We start from the raw sequence: 19,756 nt of genomic DNA, 5'->3' as shown, positions 1-19,756 counted from the left end.
TTATATATAAAACACCTCGGGTTCTTAATAGATATTCTTATTTTTAGCTAAAAACTAACCCCTTATTAACTATGATTAAAAAATGTATTGGAATCTTGAGCTTCTTTTGTTGCAGCTCCCTATTTGCTCAAGATTATTTCCCAAAAAATGATGGTGTAAAAACCACAAACACCAATTACACGGCATTTACACATGCTAAAATTCACGTTTCCAGCGACAACACTATTAACAATGGTATTCTGTTAATAAAAGACGGCAAAGTATTAGCAACTGGAACGGATGTTAAAATCCCTAAAAACACAAAAATTATTAACCTAGAAGGTAAAAGTATTTATCCTTCTTTTATTGATATGTACTCTGATTTTGGCATTGAAAAACCAAAAAGCGCTGGCGGAAACAGAGGTCAGACACCACAATACGATGCCAGTAGAACAGGATATTATTGGAACGACCATGTGATGCCTGAAAATGAGGCGCTTTCTAAATTTAAATACGACTCTAAAAAAGCTAAAGCATTATTGGACGCTGGTTTTGGCGTAGTGAGTACCCATATTCAAGACGGTATTCATCGTGGCACCGGTACACTTGTGGCTTTAAATAATAAGAATGGTAACGAAACACGGATTCTTAAAGAAAATTCGGCACAATACCTTTCTTTTAGCAGAAGCGCTTTATCGAGACAAGCCTATCCAAATTCTATTATGGGCAGTATCGCTTTACTGCGCCAGTTGTATAACGATGCCGCTTGGTATAAAAAAGGACTGAGCAAAACCAAAGATTTATCTATTGAAGCTTTAAACAAAAATGAAGGTTTAGTTCAAATTTTTGAAGCAGGTGATAAAACCAATATTCTTAGAGCCGACAAAATTGGAGATCAATTTGGTATTCAATATGTTATTTTGGGTGGCGGTGATGAATATGAACGTATTGATGACATTAAAAACACGAATGCCTCATTAATATTACCTATAAATTTTCAAGATGCTTATGATGTTGAAAATAGTTTTTTAACAAGCGCTTTGGAACTTAGTGACATGCGCGCTTGGAATCAAGAACCTACGAATCCTAAGGTTTTAGCCGATAATAACATCAATTTTGCATTAACCACACATCTATTAAAATCGCCAACAGATTTTAAAGAGAAATTAATGGAAGCTATTAAATACGGACTTTCTAAAGACAAAGCACTAGAAGCTTTAACAAGTATTCCTGCTCAATTATTAGGAGAAGCTGATAAAATAGGAACCCTAAATAATGGAACTTATGCCAATTTTTTAATTACTTCTGGCGATATTTTTGAGAAGAAAACTAAACTTTATGAAAATTGGGTGCAAGGCCAACAGAACGTGATTACCAACATGCATACTAAATCTATTAATGGAGATTATGAGTTTAGCATAGCCGATGACACTTACAAAATGTCCATTGAAGGTGATATTAAAAAACTAAAATCTAAAATTACAAGCAACAATAAAACTCTAGGTTCTAAAATGAGCTATAGCGATGGCTGGATACAAGTTTCTATGACCACAGCAGACTCGCTTTCTAAAGAATTTATTCGTATTGTAGCTCATGTTGAAAACGATGATTTATTAAAAGGAAAAGCCATTTTACCAAATGGCAGCGAAACACCTTTTTCAGCTAAAAAAAGAGATCAAGTCGAAGACGATTCCGAAGAAAAAGAAAAAAAGGAAGACGATACTTTAAACGACATAGCTGCTGTAACCTACCCGAATACGGCTTATGGGTTTAAAACACTTCCAAAAAAAGAAACCATTCTTTTTAAAAATGCCACAGTTTGGACGAGTGAAGCAGATGGTGTTTTAAAAAATACAGACGTCCTTATTAAAAATGGAAAAATAGCAAAAATAGGCACAAACCTTTCCGAAGGGCATGCTGAAATTATTGATGCTACAGGAAAGCATTTAACCGCAGGAATTATAGACGAACATTCTCATATTGCAACAGCTTCGGTTAATGAAGGTGGACAAAATTCATCAGCAGAAGTAACTATCGAAGACGTACTCAATAATGAAGATATTGGCATTTATCGCAATCTTGCCGGTGGTGTAACGTCTATCCAAGTATTGCACGGTTCTGCAAATCCAATTGGTGGTCGTTCGGCTATTATAAAATTAAAATGGGGAGAATCTGCCGACAACTTAATTTATGACGATTCCCCAAAGTTTATCAAATTTGCTTTAGGTGAAAACGTAAAGCAAACCAGACATTCCAATGGTGTGCGTTTTCCACAAACTAGAATGGGTGTCGAGCAAGTTTATATCGATTATTTCACTAGAGCACAAGAATATGATGCTTTAAGAAAAAGTGGTAAACCGTATCGAAAAGATGTTGAAATGGAGGTGCTTTCTGAAATTTTGAATGGCGAACGTTTTATTTCTTGTCACTCTTATATTCAAAGTGAAATTAATATGTTGATGAAAGTTGCAGAACAATTCGACTTTAAAATCAACACATTTACCCACATTTTAGAAGGCTATAAAGTAGCCGATAAAATGGTAGAACACGGCGTTGGTGGTTCCACGTTTAGCGATTGGTGGGCCTACAAATACGAGGTTAACGATGCCATTCCTTACAATGCCGCCATTATGCATAACGCAGGGGTTACGGTGGCTATTAATAGTGACGATCCAGAAATGTCTCGACGTTTAAATCAAGAAGCTGCAAAATCTGTTAAATATGGTGGTATTAGCGAAGAAGACGCTTGGAAGTTTGTCACTTTAAACCCTGCCAAATTATTACATATTGATGACCGCGTGGGAAGTATAAAAGTAGGAAAAGATGCCGATGTGGTTTTATGGACCGACCATCCCATGTCTATTTATGCTAAAGCAGAAAAAACAATTATTGAAGGTGCCACTTATTTTGATTTAGATCGCGACCAAAACATTCGTGCAGAAATTAAAAAAGAAAAAAACATCCTTATCAATCAAATGCTGAAAGCTAAAAACAAAGGTTTAAAAACGCAACCTATTAAGAAAAAAGAAAAAGTAGATATGCATTGCGATTATATAGAAACTCAAATTAATTAAAATTAAAAAAATGAAATATTTCAAGATATATATAACAGTCGCGTGCCTTATCGTTTTTGGATCAATACATGCGCAACAAACACCAGCCAAAGCACAAACCCAAGCCATTTCTATTGAAGGTGCCACAGCCCATTTAGGAAACGGTGAGGTAATTGAAAATGCCCTTATTATGTTTGATGGAGGCAAAATCACTTTCGTTGGAAGTGCCAATATGAGAATTGCCCGCATGGGCACGGTAATTAATGCAACAGGCAAACACATTTATCCTGGGTTTATTATTGCAAATTCTACTTTAGGTTTAGTTGAAATTGATGCTGTAAAAGCAAGTAAAGACGACTCCGAAATGGGGACATGGAATCCAAACATTAGAAGTTTAATTGCTTATAATACCGAATCGAAAGTGGTAGAATCCATGAGACCCAATGGTGTTTTATTGGGACAAATCACACCGCAAGGTGGTCGTATTTCAGGCACCTCGTCTGTCGTGCAATTTGATGCCTGGAACTGGGAAGATGCTGCCGTAAAAGTTGATGATGGCATCCATATAAATTGGCCAAATAATTTTTCAAGAGGACGCAGTTGGTTGGGTGAAGATCCGGGTTTAAAAATGAATAAAGCTTATGCCAACCAAATTAAAGAAATTGAAGATTACTTTAATAACGCTAAAGCCTATTCTAAAGCCAATCCGTCGATCACCAATTTACCTTATGAGTCCTTAGAAGGCCTTTTTGATGGTTCTAAAAAACTATACATTAATGTAAATGACGAAAAAGGCATTATTGATGCCGTTAATTTTTCAAAAAAGAATAAGGTGAGTCATATGGTGATTGTTGGAGGTCAAGAGGCTTATAAGGTTACCGACTTATTAAAAGCAAACCAGGTGCCTGTTGTTTTAAATAGAGTACACTCACGACCAAACCAAACCGACGATGATTACGATTTACCATACAAAACAGCAAAATTATTAGTAGATAAAGGTATAAAAGTGGCATTACAAGCCAATGGACAAATGGAACGTATGAACTCTAGAAACCTTCCTTTTTATGCAGGAACTACGGTAGCTCATGGCTTAACTAAAGCACAAGCCTTACAATTAATCACAATAAATCCAGCAGAAATATTAGGTATCGATGACCGTTATGGTTCATTAGAAACCGGTAAAAGTGCTACCCTATTTATCAGTGAGGGCGACGCCTTAGATATGCGTACCAATATTATTTCGCATGCCTATATCGATGGCCGATTAATAAGTTTGGAAACACACCAAACCGAATTATGGAAACGTTATTCCGAAAAGTATCAAGCCAATTAATACCAATAAAAAAAGCAAGCTTCTCAGCTTGCTTTTTTATTATTAGGTTTAAAATATATTTTTTATTCTACAACCGTAACACCTTCTGGAACTTCAAACAAAGTAGAATCTGGTTTTTCGGTAGATAATTTTACATTTATAAATTCACTTTCGTTTTTCATGGTGGTTGGCACATTGTTTTCTGCATTATAACCAGCCATGGTTTTTGGCAACAATAAACCGTTTACGTTTTGCCAATTTTGATAGCGTCTAAAATGTAAATCCTTACTTTTTTCTTTTGAAAAGAAGGTTACCGTATAGCCTAACCATGCCATTTTATACGTTTCAGGATTATAATACAACACATACTCATCGCCCGATGATTCCCCTACTCCATCATTATAAGATATTTTAATTCCAGGATAACTTACACCTTCAAACTCCAATGGAGCAGCTTCTCCGTAATTAATACCATCGTCCGCCAAAATAAAAGGCATACTATAAAAGTAAAACATTAAATTATAGAAAAACTTTGGCTTTCCTTTATACTGCGCTTCCCCTTTATTTTGTAACCAAACATCTTTACCATTATACCCAATAGCGTGGTTTGGCATATCGATTAAAATTTTTCTATTTTTTAAATTTGTGATGGTGACATCGTTACCTGTTTCTTTTGGCTGCGTGTATGTTAAAGATTGCATGCTGTTCCACAAATCTAAACCGCCGTGAGCATCAAAAACTTTCACTAAAGCTTCCGGATAGCTTTTTGTGTTTGCTACTTGTTTTTCAACGGCTGAAGTTACGGGTTCTGCAACCTGATTTTTCGGGTCGTTTTTACAAGAAAAAATTGAAATAGTAATCAATAAAAATAGAATATGTTTCATGGTAAATTTTTTAATTTACCATGAAGTCGGAATTAACAACTTGTAATTACAATATTTAAATTATTTTTGTTAACAATTATGATGAAAGAAATTACCAGCACCCAAAATGCCTATATAAAACAGCTCGTCCAATTAAAAGATAAATCTCGTGAACGTAAAAAATCGGGATTTTTTTTAATTGAAGGGATTCGAGAAATAGCACTCGCTCTAAAAGGCGGTTACCAAATAGATACTATTTTATTTTATTCGGAATTATTTCCGGAACATCAATTAAACCAATTTGCCACGGGTAACGAAAGCTTGATAAAACTTTCTAAAGAAGTTTACGAAAAACTAGCTTACCGAGGAACTACGGAAGGTATTCTTGCGGTTGCCAAACCGAAAAACCACAGCATTAACAATTTAGAATTTAAAACCGAACACCCGTTAATTCTAGTTGCTGAAGCCCCAGAAAAGCCGGGAAATATTGGCGCCATTCTGCGCACGGCCGATGCGGCTAACGTGGATGCCGTAATTATTGCCAACCCAAAAACAGATTTATACAACCCCAATATTATTCGTTCCAGCGTAGGTTGTGTATTTACAAACCACGTGGCCACTGGAACAACTAGCGAAATTATAGAATTTCTAAAAGCTAAAAACATTTCTATTTATTGTGCTATTTTACAATCGGCAATCCCCTATCACGAACAAAATTTCACCCAAGCCACAGCTATCGTCGTGGGTACCGAAGCAACAGGTTTAAGTGATGAATGGCGTGTAAATTCCACTCAAAATATTATCATCCCTATGCAAGGCGAAATAGATTCTATGAATGTTTCTGTGGCTGCAGGTATTCTTATTTTTGAAGCCAAACGCCAACGGGGTTTTAAATAAAACGACTTTACAAAAATAACAAGCTATTTATTAGACTTGAAAGCAAATATACAACATGACCGCAACGCTTCTTTTTTATATTATAATCGCCATAATTATCATCAATTTTATAGTAGACCAAATTTTGGATGCTTTAAATGCGAAACACTTTAATGATGCTCTTCCTGAAGAATTACAAGATGTTTATGATTCGGCGGAATATAAAAAATCGCAACAATACAAAGCAACGAATTATAAATTCGGGGTACTTACTTCTACTTTTTCGGTGCTTTTAACTTTAGGCTTTTTATGGTTCGATGGTTTTGAATTTGTAGATAATATAGCCCGAAGCTACACCGAAAACCCTATAGGAATTGCCTTAATTTTCTTCGGAATAATTATGATTGGCAGCGATATTTTAACCACGCCTTTTTCTTATTACAGCACTTTTGTTATTGAAGAGCAATTCGGATTTAATAAAACCACGCTTAAAACTTTTGTTTTAGATAAACTAAAAGGTTGGTTTATGATGGGTATTGTGGGCGGTGGTATTCTCGCTTTAATTATTTGGTTTTATCAAGTTACAGGCGACAGCTTTTGGTTGTATGCTTGGACCTTGGTCGCAGTTTTTAGTTTGTTTATGAATATGTTTTACGCCAAACTTATTGTTCCTCTTTTTAATAAGCAAAGTCCGTTGGAAGCTGGAAGTTTACGCGATAAAATATCGGCGTATGCCAATACCGTGGGTTTTAAACTCGATAAAATATTTGTAATCGATGGCTCTAAACGCAGCACAAAAGCCAATGCCTATTTTTCTGGTTTTGGAAGTGAAAAACGCGTAACCCTTTACGATACCTTAATTAACGATTTAGACGAAGAAGAAATTGTTGCCGTACTTGCCCACGAAGTTGGCCACTACAAAAAGAAACATATTATTTTTAATTTGGTTATGTCTATTTTACTAACCGGATTAACGCTTTTTATATTATCACTTTTTATTTCTAATCCCATGCTATCACAAGCTTTGGGTGTGCAAATTCCAAGTTTCCATATTGGATTAATTGCTTTCGGTATGCTCTACGCTCCTATTTCGGAAATTACCGGTTTAATCATGAACATGTTTTCGAGAGCCTTTGAATACCAAGCCGATGATTACGCTAAAAACACCTATAAAGCGGAACCTTTAATTAGCTCGTTAAAAAAGCTTTCTAAAAATAGCTTAAGTAATTTAACACCGCATAAAGCTTATGTTTTTATGCATTACTCGCACCCTACACTTCTACAGCGTATTGGAAATTTAAGAAAGTAAACCACTTCTTTTTTTTTTGTCATTTCGACCTTAGGAGAAATCACATAATATTGGTTGGGTTAAGTTGGTCGTATTGATGGATTTTCGTTTGGGTTTGTTGTTGTTTTATGAAAGTTTTTAGCTACTTTCGTTTGAGATTGGGTATTGAAATGGTTTGATATCTGTTGGTAATCTAATCTCTTAAAAATCATCAAAATGTGATTTTTTCACTACATTTGCATCAATAACAATAAAAATTATGCTAATAAGATTTACAGTTGAGAATTTTTTATCATTTAAAGACAGAGAAGTTTTTTCACTTATCCCTGGGAGGGGAACTCTAAAATCACACCATAAATCTAAATCTATAAAAGGAACTTCGGCTCTTAAAACAGCAGTAGTTTATGGTGCAAATGCATCTGGAAAATCGAATTTAATTAAAGCTATCGAGTTTGGAAAAGAGTTGATTTTAAAAGGAAACAAGGCAGAGCAACCTATAAAGTTTAGCAGCTTCAAATTAGATAAATCGCTATTAAAACAAAACTCTAGAATTGAATACGAGATTCAACATAAGAACAAAAATTATGCTTATGGATTTGTTTTCAATTCTAAGGAAATAATAGAAGAATGGCTTTTTGAAATATCTAAAAAATCTGAAAAAAAGATTTTCACAAGAGATAAAAATAGATCAAAAGAATTTGACCTAGACGCAATACTTAGCAAAAACAAAAAAAACGAAGAAAAACAATTTTTAGAATTCACAGCAAAAGGAACTCAAAAAAACCAACTTTTTTTATCTGAAATAAGAACACGAAAAGTAAAGGAAAATGTTTCAAATATTGACGACCTTATCAATGTTATAGATTGGTTTCAAAATGCATTGACAGTTATTTATCCGAATTCTAAAAATGTAGGCAAAAAGTTTGAACTACTAGAAGACACGGATTTAAACAAAGTATTTACTGAAATGCTTGGGTATTTTGACACAGGTATTGATGGAATAGAATTTAAAGAAGTAGATATTGAGAAAATTGATATTCCAAGTGAAATCTTAAAAGATATCGAAAATGATTTACTGGGAGATAAATCAGAAAAAACTAATGCTTTTATTTCTAATATACAAGATGATAAATACTATGTTATTTCTATACTTAAAGACAGAACGTTAAGGGCTCAACTTTTGAAAACAAAACATAAAATTGAAGGAGGTGGTTATGAACTATTCGATTTAAGAGATGAATCAGATGGTACTAGAAGAATCATGGATTTAATCCCACTAATAATTGATTTTTTCAAAGGGGATAATGTCTTTGTAATTGACGAAATGGAAAGAAGTTTACACCCTAATTTAATATACGACTTATTTGACTTCTTCCTCTCTAAATGCAACGATGTTAATAGTCAGTTTATTGTTGCCAGCCACGAATCAACACTTTTGACTCAAAAATTGCTACGAAAAGATGAAATTTGGTTTGTTGTTAAAGATAACATGGGAGCAAGTAGATTACATTCATTAGAGGATTACAGTATTAGATTTGACAAAGAAGTGAGACGAGACTATCTTTTAGGTAGATATAGAGGTGTTCCTAAATTTGGAAACCGAGAAAACTTAACAGTTATCCCTCAATTAAATTAAGTATGCCAAGAGAACCAATACCATTAATAAGAAAAGGAGGTTTTTTGGATGCTGAAAAGTTATTCGTTTTATCCTATGAAGGAACTGTAAGTGAAAAGAAATATTTTAATGACTTTCGAGAATCTAGATTTTTTAATGACTCAGGTTTAATTGAAATTGTCCCATTAAAAAAAGAAGAAAACTCAGGAACAGACCCCTTAAGTGTTAAAAAATTACTCAAAAAAGCTAAATTAGATTTTCAATTTAAGAAAACAGATGAGTTTTGGCTTATTATAGATAGAGACCATTGGGAAACTATACATAAAATAGACTTTGACAAATTAGTAGCTGATTGCAAAAAAGAAAATAATTTCTTCTTAGCTATGAGTAATCCTTGCTTTGAAATTTGGCTAATAATGCACTTAAAAGATATTTCTGAGTATAACAATGTTGAAAAAACTAAGCTGTTTGAAAATTTAAAAATAACTAGCAAGAAAAACCACATTGATATAGTCCTTGGCGAATTACAAGGTAGAGGTTATAATAAAAAACCTAATCCTGAAATATATCTACCTCGAACCAAACTAGCCATTGAAAGAGCCAAAAACCTAGACAATTATAAAGAGTCATATCCCAAAAAACTAGGTTCACATGTATACAAATTAATTGAAAAGCTCCTAAAGGGATAAGCTTAATCATACAATGAAATCTAAAAAAACAGAAAGCTTTTGTTTAATTAAAAGTCAAGCTCGAAATATAAAAATATGTATTCAAGATGGTGTCTAAAAACCTAAAATTTACAAATACCATACTTATTACCCTCAAACAAAGACACCCTCAATCAATAATCCTGAACCAAAACTTCCGTTGGAATATGAAGTGTTGTGTTCAGTTTTCTTATCATTCCTAAAGTTAGTTTACGTTTTTTACTTAAAATTTCGCTCACTCTACTTTTAAACCCAACAACTTCTGCCAAATCTTTTTGTTTCATTCCCATTTGTTCCATTCGGAATTTTATAGCCTCAATGGGGTCTGGCATCCCGATAGGAAACGTCTCATTTTCGTAACGGTCTATTAAAATGGAGAGAATTTCTAATTCGTCGCCGTCGTCCGTTCCTTTTTTAGCATCAAAAATATCTTCAAGTCTGTTGAGTGCATTTTGATAATCTTTATCGTTTCTAATGGGTGTAATTTTCATAATTAGATAGTATTTGCGTCTATTTTATCGTATTCTGCGTGAGTCCCTATAAACCTAATCCAGCATATTTGGTATTCAAAATTGAATTTTACAATTAACCGATAATTGTTGCCTTTATTGATAAATACTGGCACTTAGAAAATCTGCTTTTAGTTCAATAATAGATTTTCATTTTGAAATATAACAAAAAAGTTACCAAAACGGTAATTATTTTATTATTTGACCATATATCAATTTCGTAAAAACCTGATAACTAAGCCAATTAAAAACACAATAACAAAACCTTCCACCCCAGCCCAAACCCGCGTTAACGATTGCAGCGGCATCCTTTTTTGTTAAAGGCCAGTTATTTTAAAACAGTTACTAATTATAAAAACGGTTAAAATATCTCTAAAAAAGCAATAGGTTTAATTACAAAAAAGATACAGCGGAAAGCGTGTTAAAACGCCCAAAAAATTGAATATCCAAAAATTTGATTACCTTTGCAGCTTGAAACTCAGAAAAATGGGTTTATATTCCTCAGAGTGAGGATGTGTTACTGGAAGTTTAAGGTTAAGTATGTCGATTCGCTTTCTTATGTAACACCACATAACAAAATCGAATACTTATACAAGAATGAGCACATTCCAAGAATTAGGTCTTAATGACGACCTATTGCATGCAATTACCGATTTAGGATTTGAAAAGCCTAGTGAAGTTCAAGAAAAAGCAATCCCAATTTTATTAAATTCTGAAACCGATTTAGTGGCACTGGCCCAAACCGGAACAGGAAAAACGGCGGCGTTTGGTTTCCCTATGTTGGAGAAAATTGACGTAAACAGCCGCACCACGCAAGGTTTAATTTTAAGCCCAACGCGTGAGCTTTGTTTACAAATTACCAACGAAATGAAACAATACGGCAAGTATTGTAAAGGTCTAAATGTAGTAGCCATTTATGGTGGTTCTAGCATTACAGACCAAGCACGTGAGGTAAAACGTGGTGCACAAATTATTGTGGCAACACCGGGTAGAATGAAAGATATGATTAGCCGTAGATTGGTTGATATTTCTAAAATTCAATATTCGGTTTTAGATGAGGCCGATGAGATGTTAAACATGGGCTTTAAAGAGGATATTACCGATATTTTATCGCATACTCCAGAAGACAAAAGCACTTGGTTATTTTCTGCAACGATGCCTAGAGAGGTGGCACGAATTGCGAAAAAATTTATGGACAACCCGCAAGAAATTACGGTTGGAAATAAAAATGAAAGTACAAGTAATGTATCGCACGAATATTATTTAGTAAATTCTAGAGATCGTTACCAAGCGCTAAAACGTTTGGCAGATGCCAATCCTGATATTTTTTCGGTCGTATTTTGTAGAACAAAACGCGATACTCAAAAAGTAGCCGAAAACTTAATTGAAGACGGGTATAGCGCTGGTGCTTTACACGGTGATTTAAGTCAAAACCAACGGGATTTGGTGATGCAATCGTTTAGAAAAAACCAAATACAAATGCTTGTTGCAACCGATGTTGCGGCTCGTGGTATTGATGTAGACGATATTACTCACGTGATAAACTACCAATTACCAGACGAAATTGAAACCTACACCCACCGTTCTGGACGTACCGGACGTGCTGGAAAAACTGGAGTTTCTATGGTTATTGTTTCGAAAAGTGAGGTTCGAAAAATAAAAAGTATTGAACGCATTATTAAGCGCGAATTCGAAAAGAAAGACATTCCTGATGGGATGGAAATTTGCGAAGTACAGTTAATGTCGTTAGCTAATAAAATTCATAATACGGAGGTTAATCATGAAATTGATCAATACCTAACAAGTATTAATGAAATGTTTGAAGAAACAAGCAAAGAGGAATTAATTAAGAAATTTTTCTCTGTAGAATTTACACGTTTCTTTAACTATTACCAAAAATCTAAAAACTTAAACGTAGCTGAAGGCTCTAGAGATGGCGGACGCGAAGGTGGTCGTGCTTTTGGAGGAAACTCTAACTCGACGAGATACTTTATTAATGTTGGTGAAAAAGATGGTTTCGATTGGATGAAATTGAAAGATTTCTTAAAAGACCAATTACAACTTGGTAGAGATGATGTGTTTAAAGTGGAAGTAAAAGATAGTTTCTCTTTCTTTAATACTGAAAACGAAACTAAAGAAAAGGTTTTAGCGCACTTTACAGACTTTAAGCACGAAGGGCGTTTTGTAAATGTTGAAGTCTCTGAAAACCGCGGTGGTGGAAGACGTAACGATAGACGTGGCGGTGGCGGAAGACGCGACGACAAACGTGGTGGCGGAAGACGCAGTGATGATAGAAGAGGTGGTTCTGGTAACAGAAGCGACCGCAGACGAGGTAGTGATAGTGGTTCTAAACCAAGACGTTCGGATTCTGATTCTAGTGGTGGAAATTTTTCTCGACCAAGACGTTCTAGACGCTAACTTTCAATTTAATCGTTATCTAAATATAATATAAACACAAAAAAATGCCTTAACTACTTGATTAAGGCATTCTTTTTGATGACTATTTAATTGTTAATTTTTAGTCAAAAATAAATAAGAACCCCCGTTTTTGGTGATTTGTTTAGTATTTTTGATTTTGAATATATTAAATATGAAAAACTACATCTTACTTTTTTTCTTTTTAGCATGCTCGACTATTGCTTTAGCTCAAGAAGCTAGTAAAGTGGTTGGAGTAGTTATAAATGCATCAAACGATGCTACTTTAGAAGGTGTAAATATTGTAAACTTAAACCAAGTTATTGGAGCAACAACTAACGACAACGGTGAATTTACAATTGCTGCAAAAGCAAACGATACTTTACATTTTTCTTATTTAGGTTTTAAATCCATAAAAGTTAGAGTTACCAACGACTGGTTAAAATATGGCAGCTCTAATATAGAATTAACAGAATTAGCCTTAGCTCTGGAAGAAGTTGTAGTGAGCCAATTAAAACTAACCGGATTTTTAGAAGTTGATATTAAACAAGTCCCTACCATAAACAGTAATTATAGATATAGTATTTCTGGATTGGAAGGCACGGGTTACGAAGCGAGTAATAAATCTGGACTAACCAAGGTTATTGGTTCAATATTTAATCCTGCCGATTTTTTAAACCGAATGTTTGGAAAGAAAGGCAACGAGCTTAGAAAGCTTAAAAAGATGAAAGAAGATGATGAAATTAGAAATCTTCTAGCCGGAAAATTTGATAGAGAAATGCTCTTGGTTTTACTGCAAGTAGATCGTGTAGATTTGGATGAAATTGTTAGCCAATGTGATTATTCTAAAGGTTTTATACAAAAAGCAAACGATTTACAAATTCTAGATGCTATTAGTGAATGTTACGAAGGTTATAAACTATTAAGCAGAGGACGTACTGGGAAAATTTAACAACGACTCTTAAGATAAAGCGCGTTAACATTTCAAATAAAAACAAAAAAGACGACTTAGAAAAGCCGTCTTTTTTTGTTTTAAACACAAAGATTATTTTGTTTTAAGCCTCTTTTGCTGCTAAATAACGTTCAGCATCTAAAGCTGCCATACAACCTGTGCCTGCCGCTGTAACAGCCTGACGATATACATGATCGGCAGCATCGCCACAAACAAATACACCATCTACATTTGTTAAAGCACGACCGGGTACATTTTTAATGTATCCCGTTTCGTCCATATCGATATAGTCTTTAAAAATATCTGTATTAGGTTTATGCCCAATAGCTACAAAAAATCCTGTTGCAGCAATATCTTTTGTTTCCTTGGTTTTATTATTCACAACACGAACACCAGTTACTACTTGTCCATCTCCTAAAACTTCTTCGGTTTCTGTGTTGAATAATATTTCAATATTTTCTGTGTTTTTCACACGAGCAGCCATAATTTTAGAAGCTCTAAACTCATCACGTCTTACCAACATGGTTACTTTTTTACAAAGCTTAGATAAGTAGTGCGCTTCCTCGCAAGCAGAATCCCCTGCTCCAACGATAACCACCTCATGGTTTCTGTAGAAAAAGCCATCACAAACCGCACAAGCAGAAACACCTCCACCAAGTTTTAAATATTTTTGTTCAGACTCGATACCTAAATATTTAGCCGAAGCTCCTGTTGAAATAATAACCGTATCGCAGTGAATTTCTTTAGTATCATTCACCCAAACTTTATGCACATCGCCAGAAAAATCAACCTTCGTTATCCAGCCATCACGCACATCTGTATCAAAACGCTCGGCTTGTTTTTGCAATTCCATCATCATTTCTGGTCCAGTAATACCTTCTGGATATCCAGGAAAATTCTCAACCTCATTGGTGGTTGTTAATTGTCCGCCTGGTTGTATCCCTTGATATAGCACAGGACTCATGTTGGCTCTAGCCGCATAAATTGCTGCAGTATAACCTGCAGGTCCCGACCCTATAATTAAGCATTTTACTTTTTCTATTGTATCAGACATCATTATTAAATTTTTAATTAAAACCAATTTAACTACGAAATTGGTTTAACAAAAGTAGAATTTTTGATTGAATCCTTACATAGAAGTTATCAACAGTTTTTATAATATTATAACTCGATTTTATATAAAGTAAAACAAACAAATCGTAAAAAATATTTTACAAACAAGTAAAGCTTCCATAATAATATTTAAGACAAACATTACGTGTATCCAATCACTTTAATCAACATTACAGATTTTTAATATTATTTTTGCTTAATACATCCATTTGTTGTTATTTTAGGTTTATATATCATCATTTATGCTCTAATAATGAAATTACACCGTTTAGACCGTAGCAACTTAACCAACAGTTCGTTTACCACAAAAATTAATGAATACCCCTATTTTTTAAAGATATGGCACTATCATCCGGAGCTGGAACTTGTGGTTGTTTTAAAAAGTGAAGGCACCTGTTTTATAGGCGATAGCGTTGAAAAATTTAGCTTTGGTGATGTTGTTTTAATTGGTAAAAACTTACCGCATATGTGGCAAAACGATGAAGGGTATTTTAAACAAACCTCCGAACAAACCACAAAAGCTATTGCTATTCATTTTAAAGAAGATTATTTAGGATCTAAATTTTTTGAAACTCCTGAAATGATTCATATTTTGGAGTTATTTAAACGTGCTAATTATGGGCTTAAATTTTTAAATATTAATAAAAAACTAATTGACGATATTAAAAACATGCTCGACTTAGAAGGTTTTGAAAAAACTATTGCATTTTTAAATATACTTCATGTTTTAGCAAAGCATAAAAACACAAAACAATTATCCAGTCAAGGCTTTATAAATTCATTTAAAACAGCTAAGAGTAACACCCAAGACAATGTACAAGCCTATATTTTTAAAAATTTCGACAAAAACATCACATTAAACAAAGCCGCAGAAGTAGCACACATGAATCCATCGGCTTTTAGCCGGTATTTTAAACGCGTAAACAAAAAAACATTTTCTAGATATGTTACCGAAATTCGCATTGGTTATGCTTGTAAACTCCTTTTAGAAAACCGATTCAATATTTCAAAAATCTGTTACGAATCTGGTTTTAATAACATATCAAACTTTAACCGGCAGTTTAAATTGGTTATGAAATATACGCCAACAGAATACCTAGAAAAACACAAAACTAAATATGATTAAATTTGCTAATTAAGCAAACAACAAGCATAAAAAGCAAAAAAAGTATTATGTACTATCAAAATTTAGGAAGACTAACATCTTTTTTCCTATTAATTTTGTGCAGCGCAATTAAAAAGGCCGCATAAGCCATAATTAAAACGCCAAAAGTTATCTAAATTAAATATTTTATGAAAGTAGGTTTATTTATTCCTTGTTACATCAATCAACTCTATCCACAAGTCGGCAAGGCCACGATAGAACTTTTAGAAAAACTAAAAGTAGATGTTGTTTATCCTTCTGGACAAACCTGTTGTGGGCAACCCATGGCTAATTCGGGTTACGAATACGAAGGCGAAGGCGCTTGCCACAATTTTGTAAATAATTTTAAAGATTTCGATTACATTGTAACTCCTTCTGGAAGTTGTGCCTACCATGTAAAAAAACATTACGATATTATTCCACAAACTGAAGAAGTTACTAAAGTTAGAACTAATGTTTACGAATTGTGCGATTTCATATTAAATATATTAAAAGTAAAAGATTTAGGAGCATCATTCCCACACAAGGTTGGTGTACACAAAAGCTGCCATGGACTAAGAGGCTTACGTTTAGGATCTTGTTCTGAAGTTGTTGGACCTAAATTTTCATACATCGAAGAATTGTTAACAGAAGTAAAAGGCGTAGAAATAATGCCAATAAAAAGAGGCGATGAATGCTGCGGTTTTGGTGGTACATTTGCTGTTACCGAAGAGGCTGTTTCTGTAAAAATGGGAAAAGATAAAATTAAAGACCATTTAGAAAGCGGCGTGGAAGTTATAACAGCCACTGATACCTCTTGTCTGATGCACTTAGAAGGTTTGGTTAACAGAAACAAGCAACCTTTAAAAATCCTGCATATCGCCGAAATTTTAAACAGCTCCCTTTAATTTTAACTGCCAAAACGTTTCATAAAACAAGATATTATGAGTCATTCCCAACTAGCTAGCATATTTAATAAAGACGAAAAAAAAGTCGATTGGCACGATAAAGCCCTTTGGTTTGTACGCCACAAAAGAGATAAATCTGTCCATGAGGTAAAAAACTGGGAGGAACTCCGTAATCTTGGCCACGGCATAAAAGCGCACATGCTTTCTAATTTAGATGTGTATTTAAAAGAATTTGAAGCCAATGCTAATAAAAATGGCGTTGAAGTGCATTGGGCTGCAAATGCAGAAGAACACAATCAAATTGTTTTAAAAATATTACAAGAAAATAACGCTAAAAAAATAGTAAAAAGTAAGTCGATGCTAACGGAAGAATGCCATCTAAATCCTTACTTAGAAGCCGAAGGTTTGGAAGTTATTGATACCGACTTAGGTGAGCGTATTGTGCAATTAGCAAAAGAACCGCCAAGTCATATTGTACTGCCGGCGATACATAAAAATAGACATGAGGTTGATGAATTATTCCAAGAACATTTAGGAACAAAACCTTGCGATGGCGATCCACAATATTTAACTGGAGAAGCCAGAAAACATTTAAGACAAAAATTTATAGAAGCCGATGCAGCACTTACAGGCGTAAATTTCGCCATTGCAGAAACTGGCGGCTTTGTAGTGTGTACCAATGAAGGGAATGCAGATATGGGTGCGCATTTAGCGCCTGTGCACATTGCTTGTATGGGTGTAGAAAAAATTATCCCGAGACAAGAACATTTAGGGGTGTTTTTAAGGTTGTTGGCCCGTTCGGCTACAGGACAACCAGTAACCACCTATTCATCGCATTTTAAAAAACCAGCCGATGGTAAAAAAATGCATATTATTATTGTTGACAATGGCCGATCGGAACAATTAAGCCGCCCAGATTTTAGAGCGTCATTACATTGTATTCGTTGTGGTGCTTGTATGAATACCTGCCCAATTTACCGCCGTAGTGGTGGGCATAGCTATGATGCCACAATTCCAGGCCCTATTGGTTCTATTTTATCACCAGGGAAAGATTTAAAACAATATAGCACATTACCTTTTGCTTCAACCCTTTGCGGATCTTGTTCGGATGTGTGTCCTGTGAAAATAGACATTCATGCACAACTTTATAAATGGCGCCAAATTATTACTAAAGAAACGCCACAGCCTTTTATTAAAAAGAAATCGATGGAGATTATGGGTAGTATTTTTGCCAAACCTTCTCAATTTGAAACCGTTGGAAAAATAGCGCGTTGGTCGCTTAGATCTTTACCAAAATCCATGATTAACTCCAAACCAAATGCTTGGGGGAAAGCCAGAGATTTACCACTAGGACCAAAAGAAAGTTTTGACGATTGGTACAAAAACAGAGAAGCTAACAAAACCAAAAACGACTAAGTAATGAGCAGTAGAGACCATATATTAAATAGAATTAACGCCAATAAACCAGAACTCTTAACGCTTCCAAACATTGATGCTTCTATATTTGATGCCGGATTAAATGTTATGGCAGAATTTATTAAGAAAGTAGAAGTTGTTGGGGGTAATGTATTAGAAACGACATCTAACGATGCTGTTATTTCTAAAGTAGAAACTATATTTCCAGATGCTCAAATAAAATATTCTACCATAGCTGGCACGGAAGCGTTTAACACTCTTGATTTAACAACTATAAAAAAATCTCAAGACCTAGAAGACCTTGATATTTTAATAATTGAAAGCGACTTGGCTGTAGCCGAAAATGGAGCCGTTTGGGTAAGCGACAAGCAGTTACCACTGCGCGTACTGCCGTTTATAACGAAACATTTAGTACTTGTGGTTTCAAAAGAAAACGTGGTACCATACATGCATCAAGCTTATGAAAAACTAAGCGACACTTCGGGTTTTGGAGTATTTATTGCAGGTCCTTCCAAAACGGCCGACATTGAACAGTCTTTGGTTATTGGGGCACACGGTGCTTTAAGTTTAACTATATTTGTGAAGTAGATTTCACCTAAATAAGAAAGAAAAGCGACTTAGAATAATTCTAAGTCGCTTTTCTTTCTTATGATTATTTACAGCTACCACAAAACATTTAGGCGCTATAACATAATAAGCTATAATGAGAAATTATCCTAAAACAAACTCCATTTCTTGTTGAAGCTCGGCTGCTTTTAACGCCGCTACCTGAGCAAAATCATCGTTTTCCGATGCATAAATAATTCCTCTCGACGAGTTAATAAGTAAACCGACGTTATCATTCATGCCATATTTACACACGTCTTGCAAGTTTCCGCCTTGAGCTCCAACACCTGGAACCAATAAAAAACTATTTGGAATAATTTTTCTAATATCTGCAAAATACTCTGCTTTTGTAGCACCAACAACATACATTAAATTCTGGGAGTTATGCCAAGTTTTAGAAGTCTCCAATACTTGTTTGTATAGTTCTTTACCCTCAATGGTTTTAGTTTGAAAATCGAATGCGCCTTGGTTAGAGGTTAAAGCCAACATTATTGTATGTTTATCTTTAAATGCTAAAAAAGGCTCTACTGAATCTTTCCCCATATATGGTGCAACGGTAACAGAATCGAATGCTAAATCCTCGAAAAAAGCTTTAGCATACATGGTACTCGTGTTCCCTATATCGCCACGTTTTGCATCAGCAATTGTAAAAATATCAGGATAATTTTCATTTAAATACTGTATTGTTTTTTCTAAAGACTGCCAACCTTTAATACCATAAGCTTCATAAAAAGCCGTGTTTGGTTTATAAGCAACACATAAATGATGGGTGGCATCAATAATAGCTTTATTGAAAGTAAAAATAGGATCTTCTTCTTTTAAAAGATGTTGTGGGATTTTATTTAAATCGACATCCAACCCTATACATAAAAAGGATTTTTTAATTTTTATTTGCTCAATAAGTTGCTTTGTTGTCATCCTGCTTTAATTTTCTTGTAGAAAAATATTTAATGTGATTACTTCCTTAAAACAAGAAATCACGTTTTATATGATATTAAAAAACGCAGCATATTCTATGAGT

At 34.3% G+C, this 19,756-nt stretch carries 17 protein-coding genes and 1 pseudogene; 12 read left to right on the top strand and 6 right to left on the bottom strand.

Translation table 11 applies throughout. From position 1 onward, the window contains the following. The first annotated feature begins 71 nt into the window (after positions 1–71). Both FQU21_RS10340 and FQU21_RS10335 read left to right on the top strand, forming a co-directional pair. A complete protein-coding gene (locus tag FQU21_RS10340; protein ID WP_147677933.1) occupies positions 72–3,053 on the top strand; it encodes an amidohydrolase family protein in 2,982 nt (993 codons plus the stop codon). A gap of 10 nt (positions 3,054–3,063) precedes the next feature. Beyond that, complete coding sequence (locus tag FQU21_RS10335; protein WP_147677932.1) at positions 3,064–4,365, top strand: amidohydrolase family protein; 1,302 nt, start codon at positions 3,064–3,066, stop codon at positions 4,363–4,365. Between the two features lie 62 nt (positions 4,366–4,427). On the opposite strand, the gene FQU21_RS10330 is transcribed toward FQU21_RS10335, so the two are convergent. Next, positions 4,428–5,228, bottom strand: coding sequence for a DUF6503 family protein (locus FQU21_RS10330; RefSeq protein ID WP_147677931.1), 801 nt, complete (start codon positions 5,226–5,228; stop codon positions 4,428–4,430). An 81-nt stretch (positions 5,229–5,309) separates the two neighbouring features. On the opposite strand from FQU21_RS10330, the gene FQU21_RS10325 reads away from it, so the two are divergent. Together FQU21_RS10325 and FQU21_RS10320 are read left to right on the top strand one after the other, a co-directional pair. Beyond that, a complete protein-coding gene (locus tag FQU21_RS10325) occupies positions 5,310–6,104 on the top strand; it encodes a TrmH family RNA methyltransferase (RefSeq protein WP_147678121.1) in 795 nt (264 codons plus the stop codon). 55 nt (positions 6,105–6,159) lie between these two features. Then, a complete protein-coding gene (locus FQU21_RS10320; RefSeq protein WP_147677930.1) occupies positions 6,160–7,392 on the top strand; it encodes a M48 family metallopeptidase in 1,233 nt (410 codons plus the stop codon). Positions 7,393–7,451: 59 nt separating this feature from the next. On the opposite strand, the gene FQU21_RS17800 is transcribed toward FQU21_RS10320, so the two are convergent. After that, on the bottom strand, positions 7,452–7,583 hold the full coding sequence (locus tag FQU21_RS17800) for a hypothetical protein (RefSeq protein ID WP_262712757.1): 132 nt from the start codon (positions 7,581–7,583) through the stop codon (positions 7,452–7,454). A gap of 47 nt (positions 7,584–7,630) precedes the next feature. On the opposite strand from FQU21_RS17800, the gene FQU21_RS10315 reads away from it, so the two are divergent. Next, positions 7,631–9,007, top strand: coding sequence for an AAA family ATPase (locus FQU21_RS10315; RefSeq protein WP_147677929.1), 1,377 nt, complete (start codon positions 7,631–7,633; stop codon positions 9,005–9,007). 2 nt (positions 9,008–9,009) lie between these two features. Beyond that, positions 9,010–9,675: an RloB family protein gene (locus FQU21_RS10310; RefSeq protein WP_147677928.1), complete on the top strand. Its 666-nt coding sequence runs from the start codon at positions 9,010–9,012 to the stop codon at positions 9,673–9,675. A 152-nt stretch (positions 9,676–9,827) separates the two neighbouring features. Here FQU21_RS10310 and FQU21_RS10305 read toward each other — a convergent pair whose 3' ends face one another. Both FQU21_RS10305 and FQU21_RS10300 read right to left on the bottom strand, forming a co-directional pair. Next, entirely contained in the window at positions 9,828–10,184 is a 357-nt protein-coding gene (locus tag FQU21_RS10305; protein WP_147677927.1) for a helix-turn-helix domain-containing protein, read from the bottom strand. 2 nt (positions 10,185–10,186) lie between these two features. After that, positions 10,187–10,312 (bottom strand): annotated as a pseudogene (locus tag FQU21_RS10300) (type II toxin-antitoxin system HigB family toxin); the annotation flags it as partial. Between the two features lie 487 nt (positions 10,313–10,799). Between FQU21_RS10300 and FQU21_RS10295 the strand changes: the two are divergent. Together FQU21_RS10295 and FQU21_RS10290 are read left to right on the top strand one after the other, a co-directional pair. Further along, a complete protein-coding gene (locus FQU21_RS10295) occupies positions 10,800–12,620 on the top strand; it encodes a DEAD/DEAH box helicase (protein ID WP_147677926.1) in 1,821 nt (606 codons plus the stop codon). A 172-nt stretch (positions 12,621–12,792) separates the two neighbouring features. Further along, a complete protein-coding gene (locus FQU21_RS10290) occupies positions 12,793–13,569 on the top strand; it encodes a carboxypeptidase-like regulatory domain-containing protein (RefSeq protein ID WP_147677925.1) in 777 nt (258 codons plus the stop codon). Between the two features lie 103 nt (positions 13,570–13,672). On the opposite strand, the gene trxB is transcribed toward FQU21_RS10290, so the two are convergent. Further along, positions 13,673–14,623, bottom strand: coding sequence for a thioredoxin-disulfide reductase (gene trxB, locus FQU21_RS10285; protein ID WP_147677924.1), 951 nt, complete (start codon positions 14,621–14,623; stop codon positions 13,673–13,675). Between the two features lie 312 nt (positions 14,624–14,935). Here trxB and FQU21_RS10280 point away from each other — a divergent pair, with 312 nt between their 5' ends. The 4 genes from FQU21_RS10280 (at position 14,936) to FQU21_RS10265 (ending at position 18,717) form a co-directional block, all read left to right on the top strand. Beyond that, a complete protein-coding gene (locus tag FQU21_RS10280; RefSeq protein ID WP_147677923.1) occupies positions 14,936–15,808 on the top strand; it encodes an AraC family transcriptional regulator in 873 nt (290 codons plus the stop codon). Between the two features lie 167 nt (positions 15,809–15,975). After that, entirely contained in the window at positions 15,976–16,713 is a 738-nt protein-coding gene (locus FQU21_RS10275) for a (Fe-S)-binding protein (protein ID WP_147677922.1), read from the top strand. Between the two features lie 36 nt (positions 16,714–16,749). Then, a complete protein-coding gene (locus FQU21_RS10270) occupies positions 16,750–18,129 on the top strand; it encodes a lactate utilization protein B (protein ID WP_147677921.1) in 1,380 nt (459 codons plus the stop codon). Between the two features lie 3 nt (positions 18,130–18,132). Continuing rightward, positions 18,133–18,717 carry a LutC/YkgG family protein gene (locus FQU21_RS10265; RefSeq protein WP_147677920.1) on the top strand — a complete coding sequence of 195 codons (585 nt, stop codon included), beginning with the start codon at positions 18,133–18,135 and terminating at the stop codon, positions 18,715–18,717. A 123-nt stretch (positions 18,718–18,840) separates the two neighbouring features. On the opposite strand, the gene pyrF is transcribed toward FQU21_RS10265, so the two are convergent. After that, positions 18,841–19,653 carry an orotidine-5'-phosphate decarboxylase gene (pyrF, locus tag FQU21_RS10260; protein WP_147677919.1) on the bottom strand — a complete coding sequence of 271 codons (813 nt, stop codon included), beginning with the start codon at positions 19,651–19,653 and terminating at the stop codon, positions 18,841–18,843. Between the last annotated feature and the right edge of the window lie 103 nt (positions 19,654–19,756).

The organism is Algibacter pacificus, assembly GCF_008033385.1.
Lineage (GTDB): Bacteria > Bacteroidota > Bacteroidia > Flavobacteriales > Flavobacteriaceae > Algibacter > Algibacter pacificus.
The sequence above is the reverse complement of the archived record's forward strand: the minus strand, read 5'-3'. Positions and strand labels throughout refer to the sequence as shown.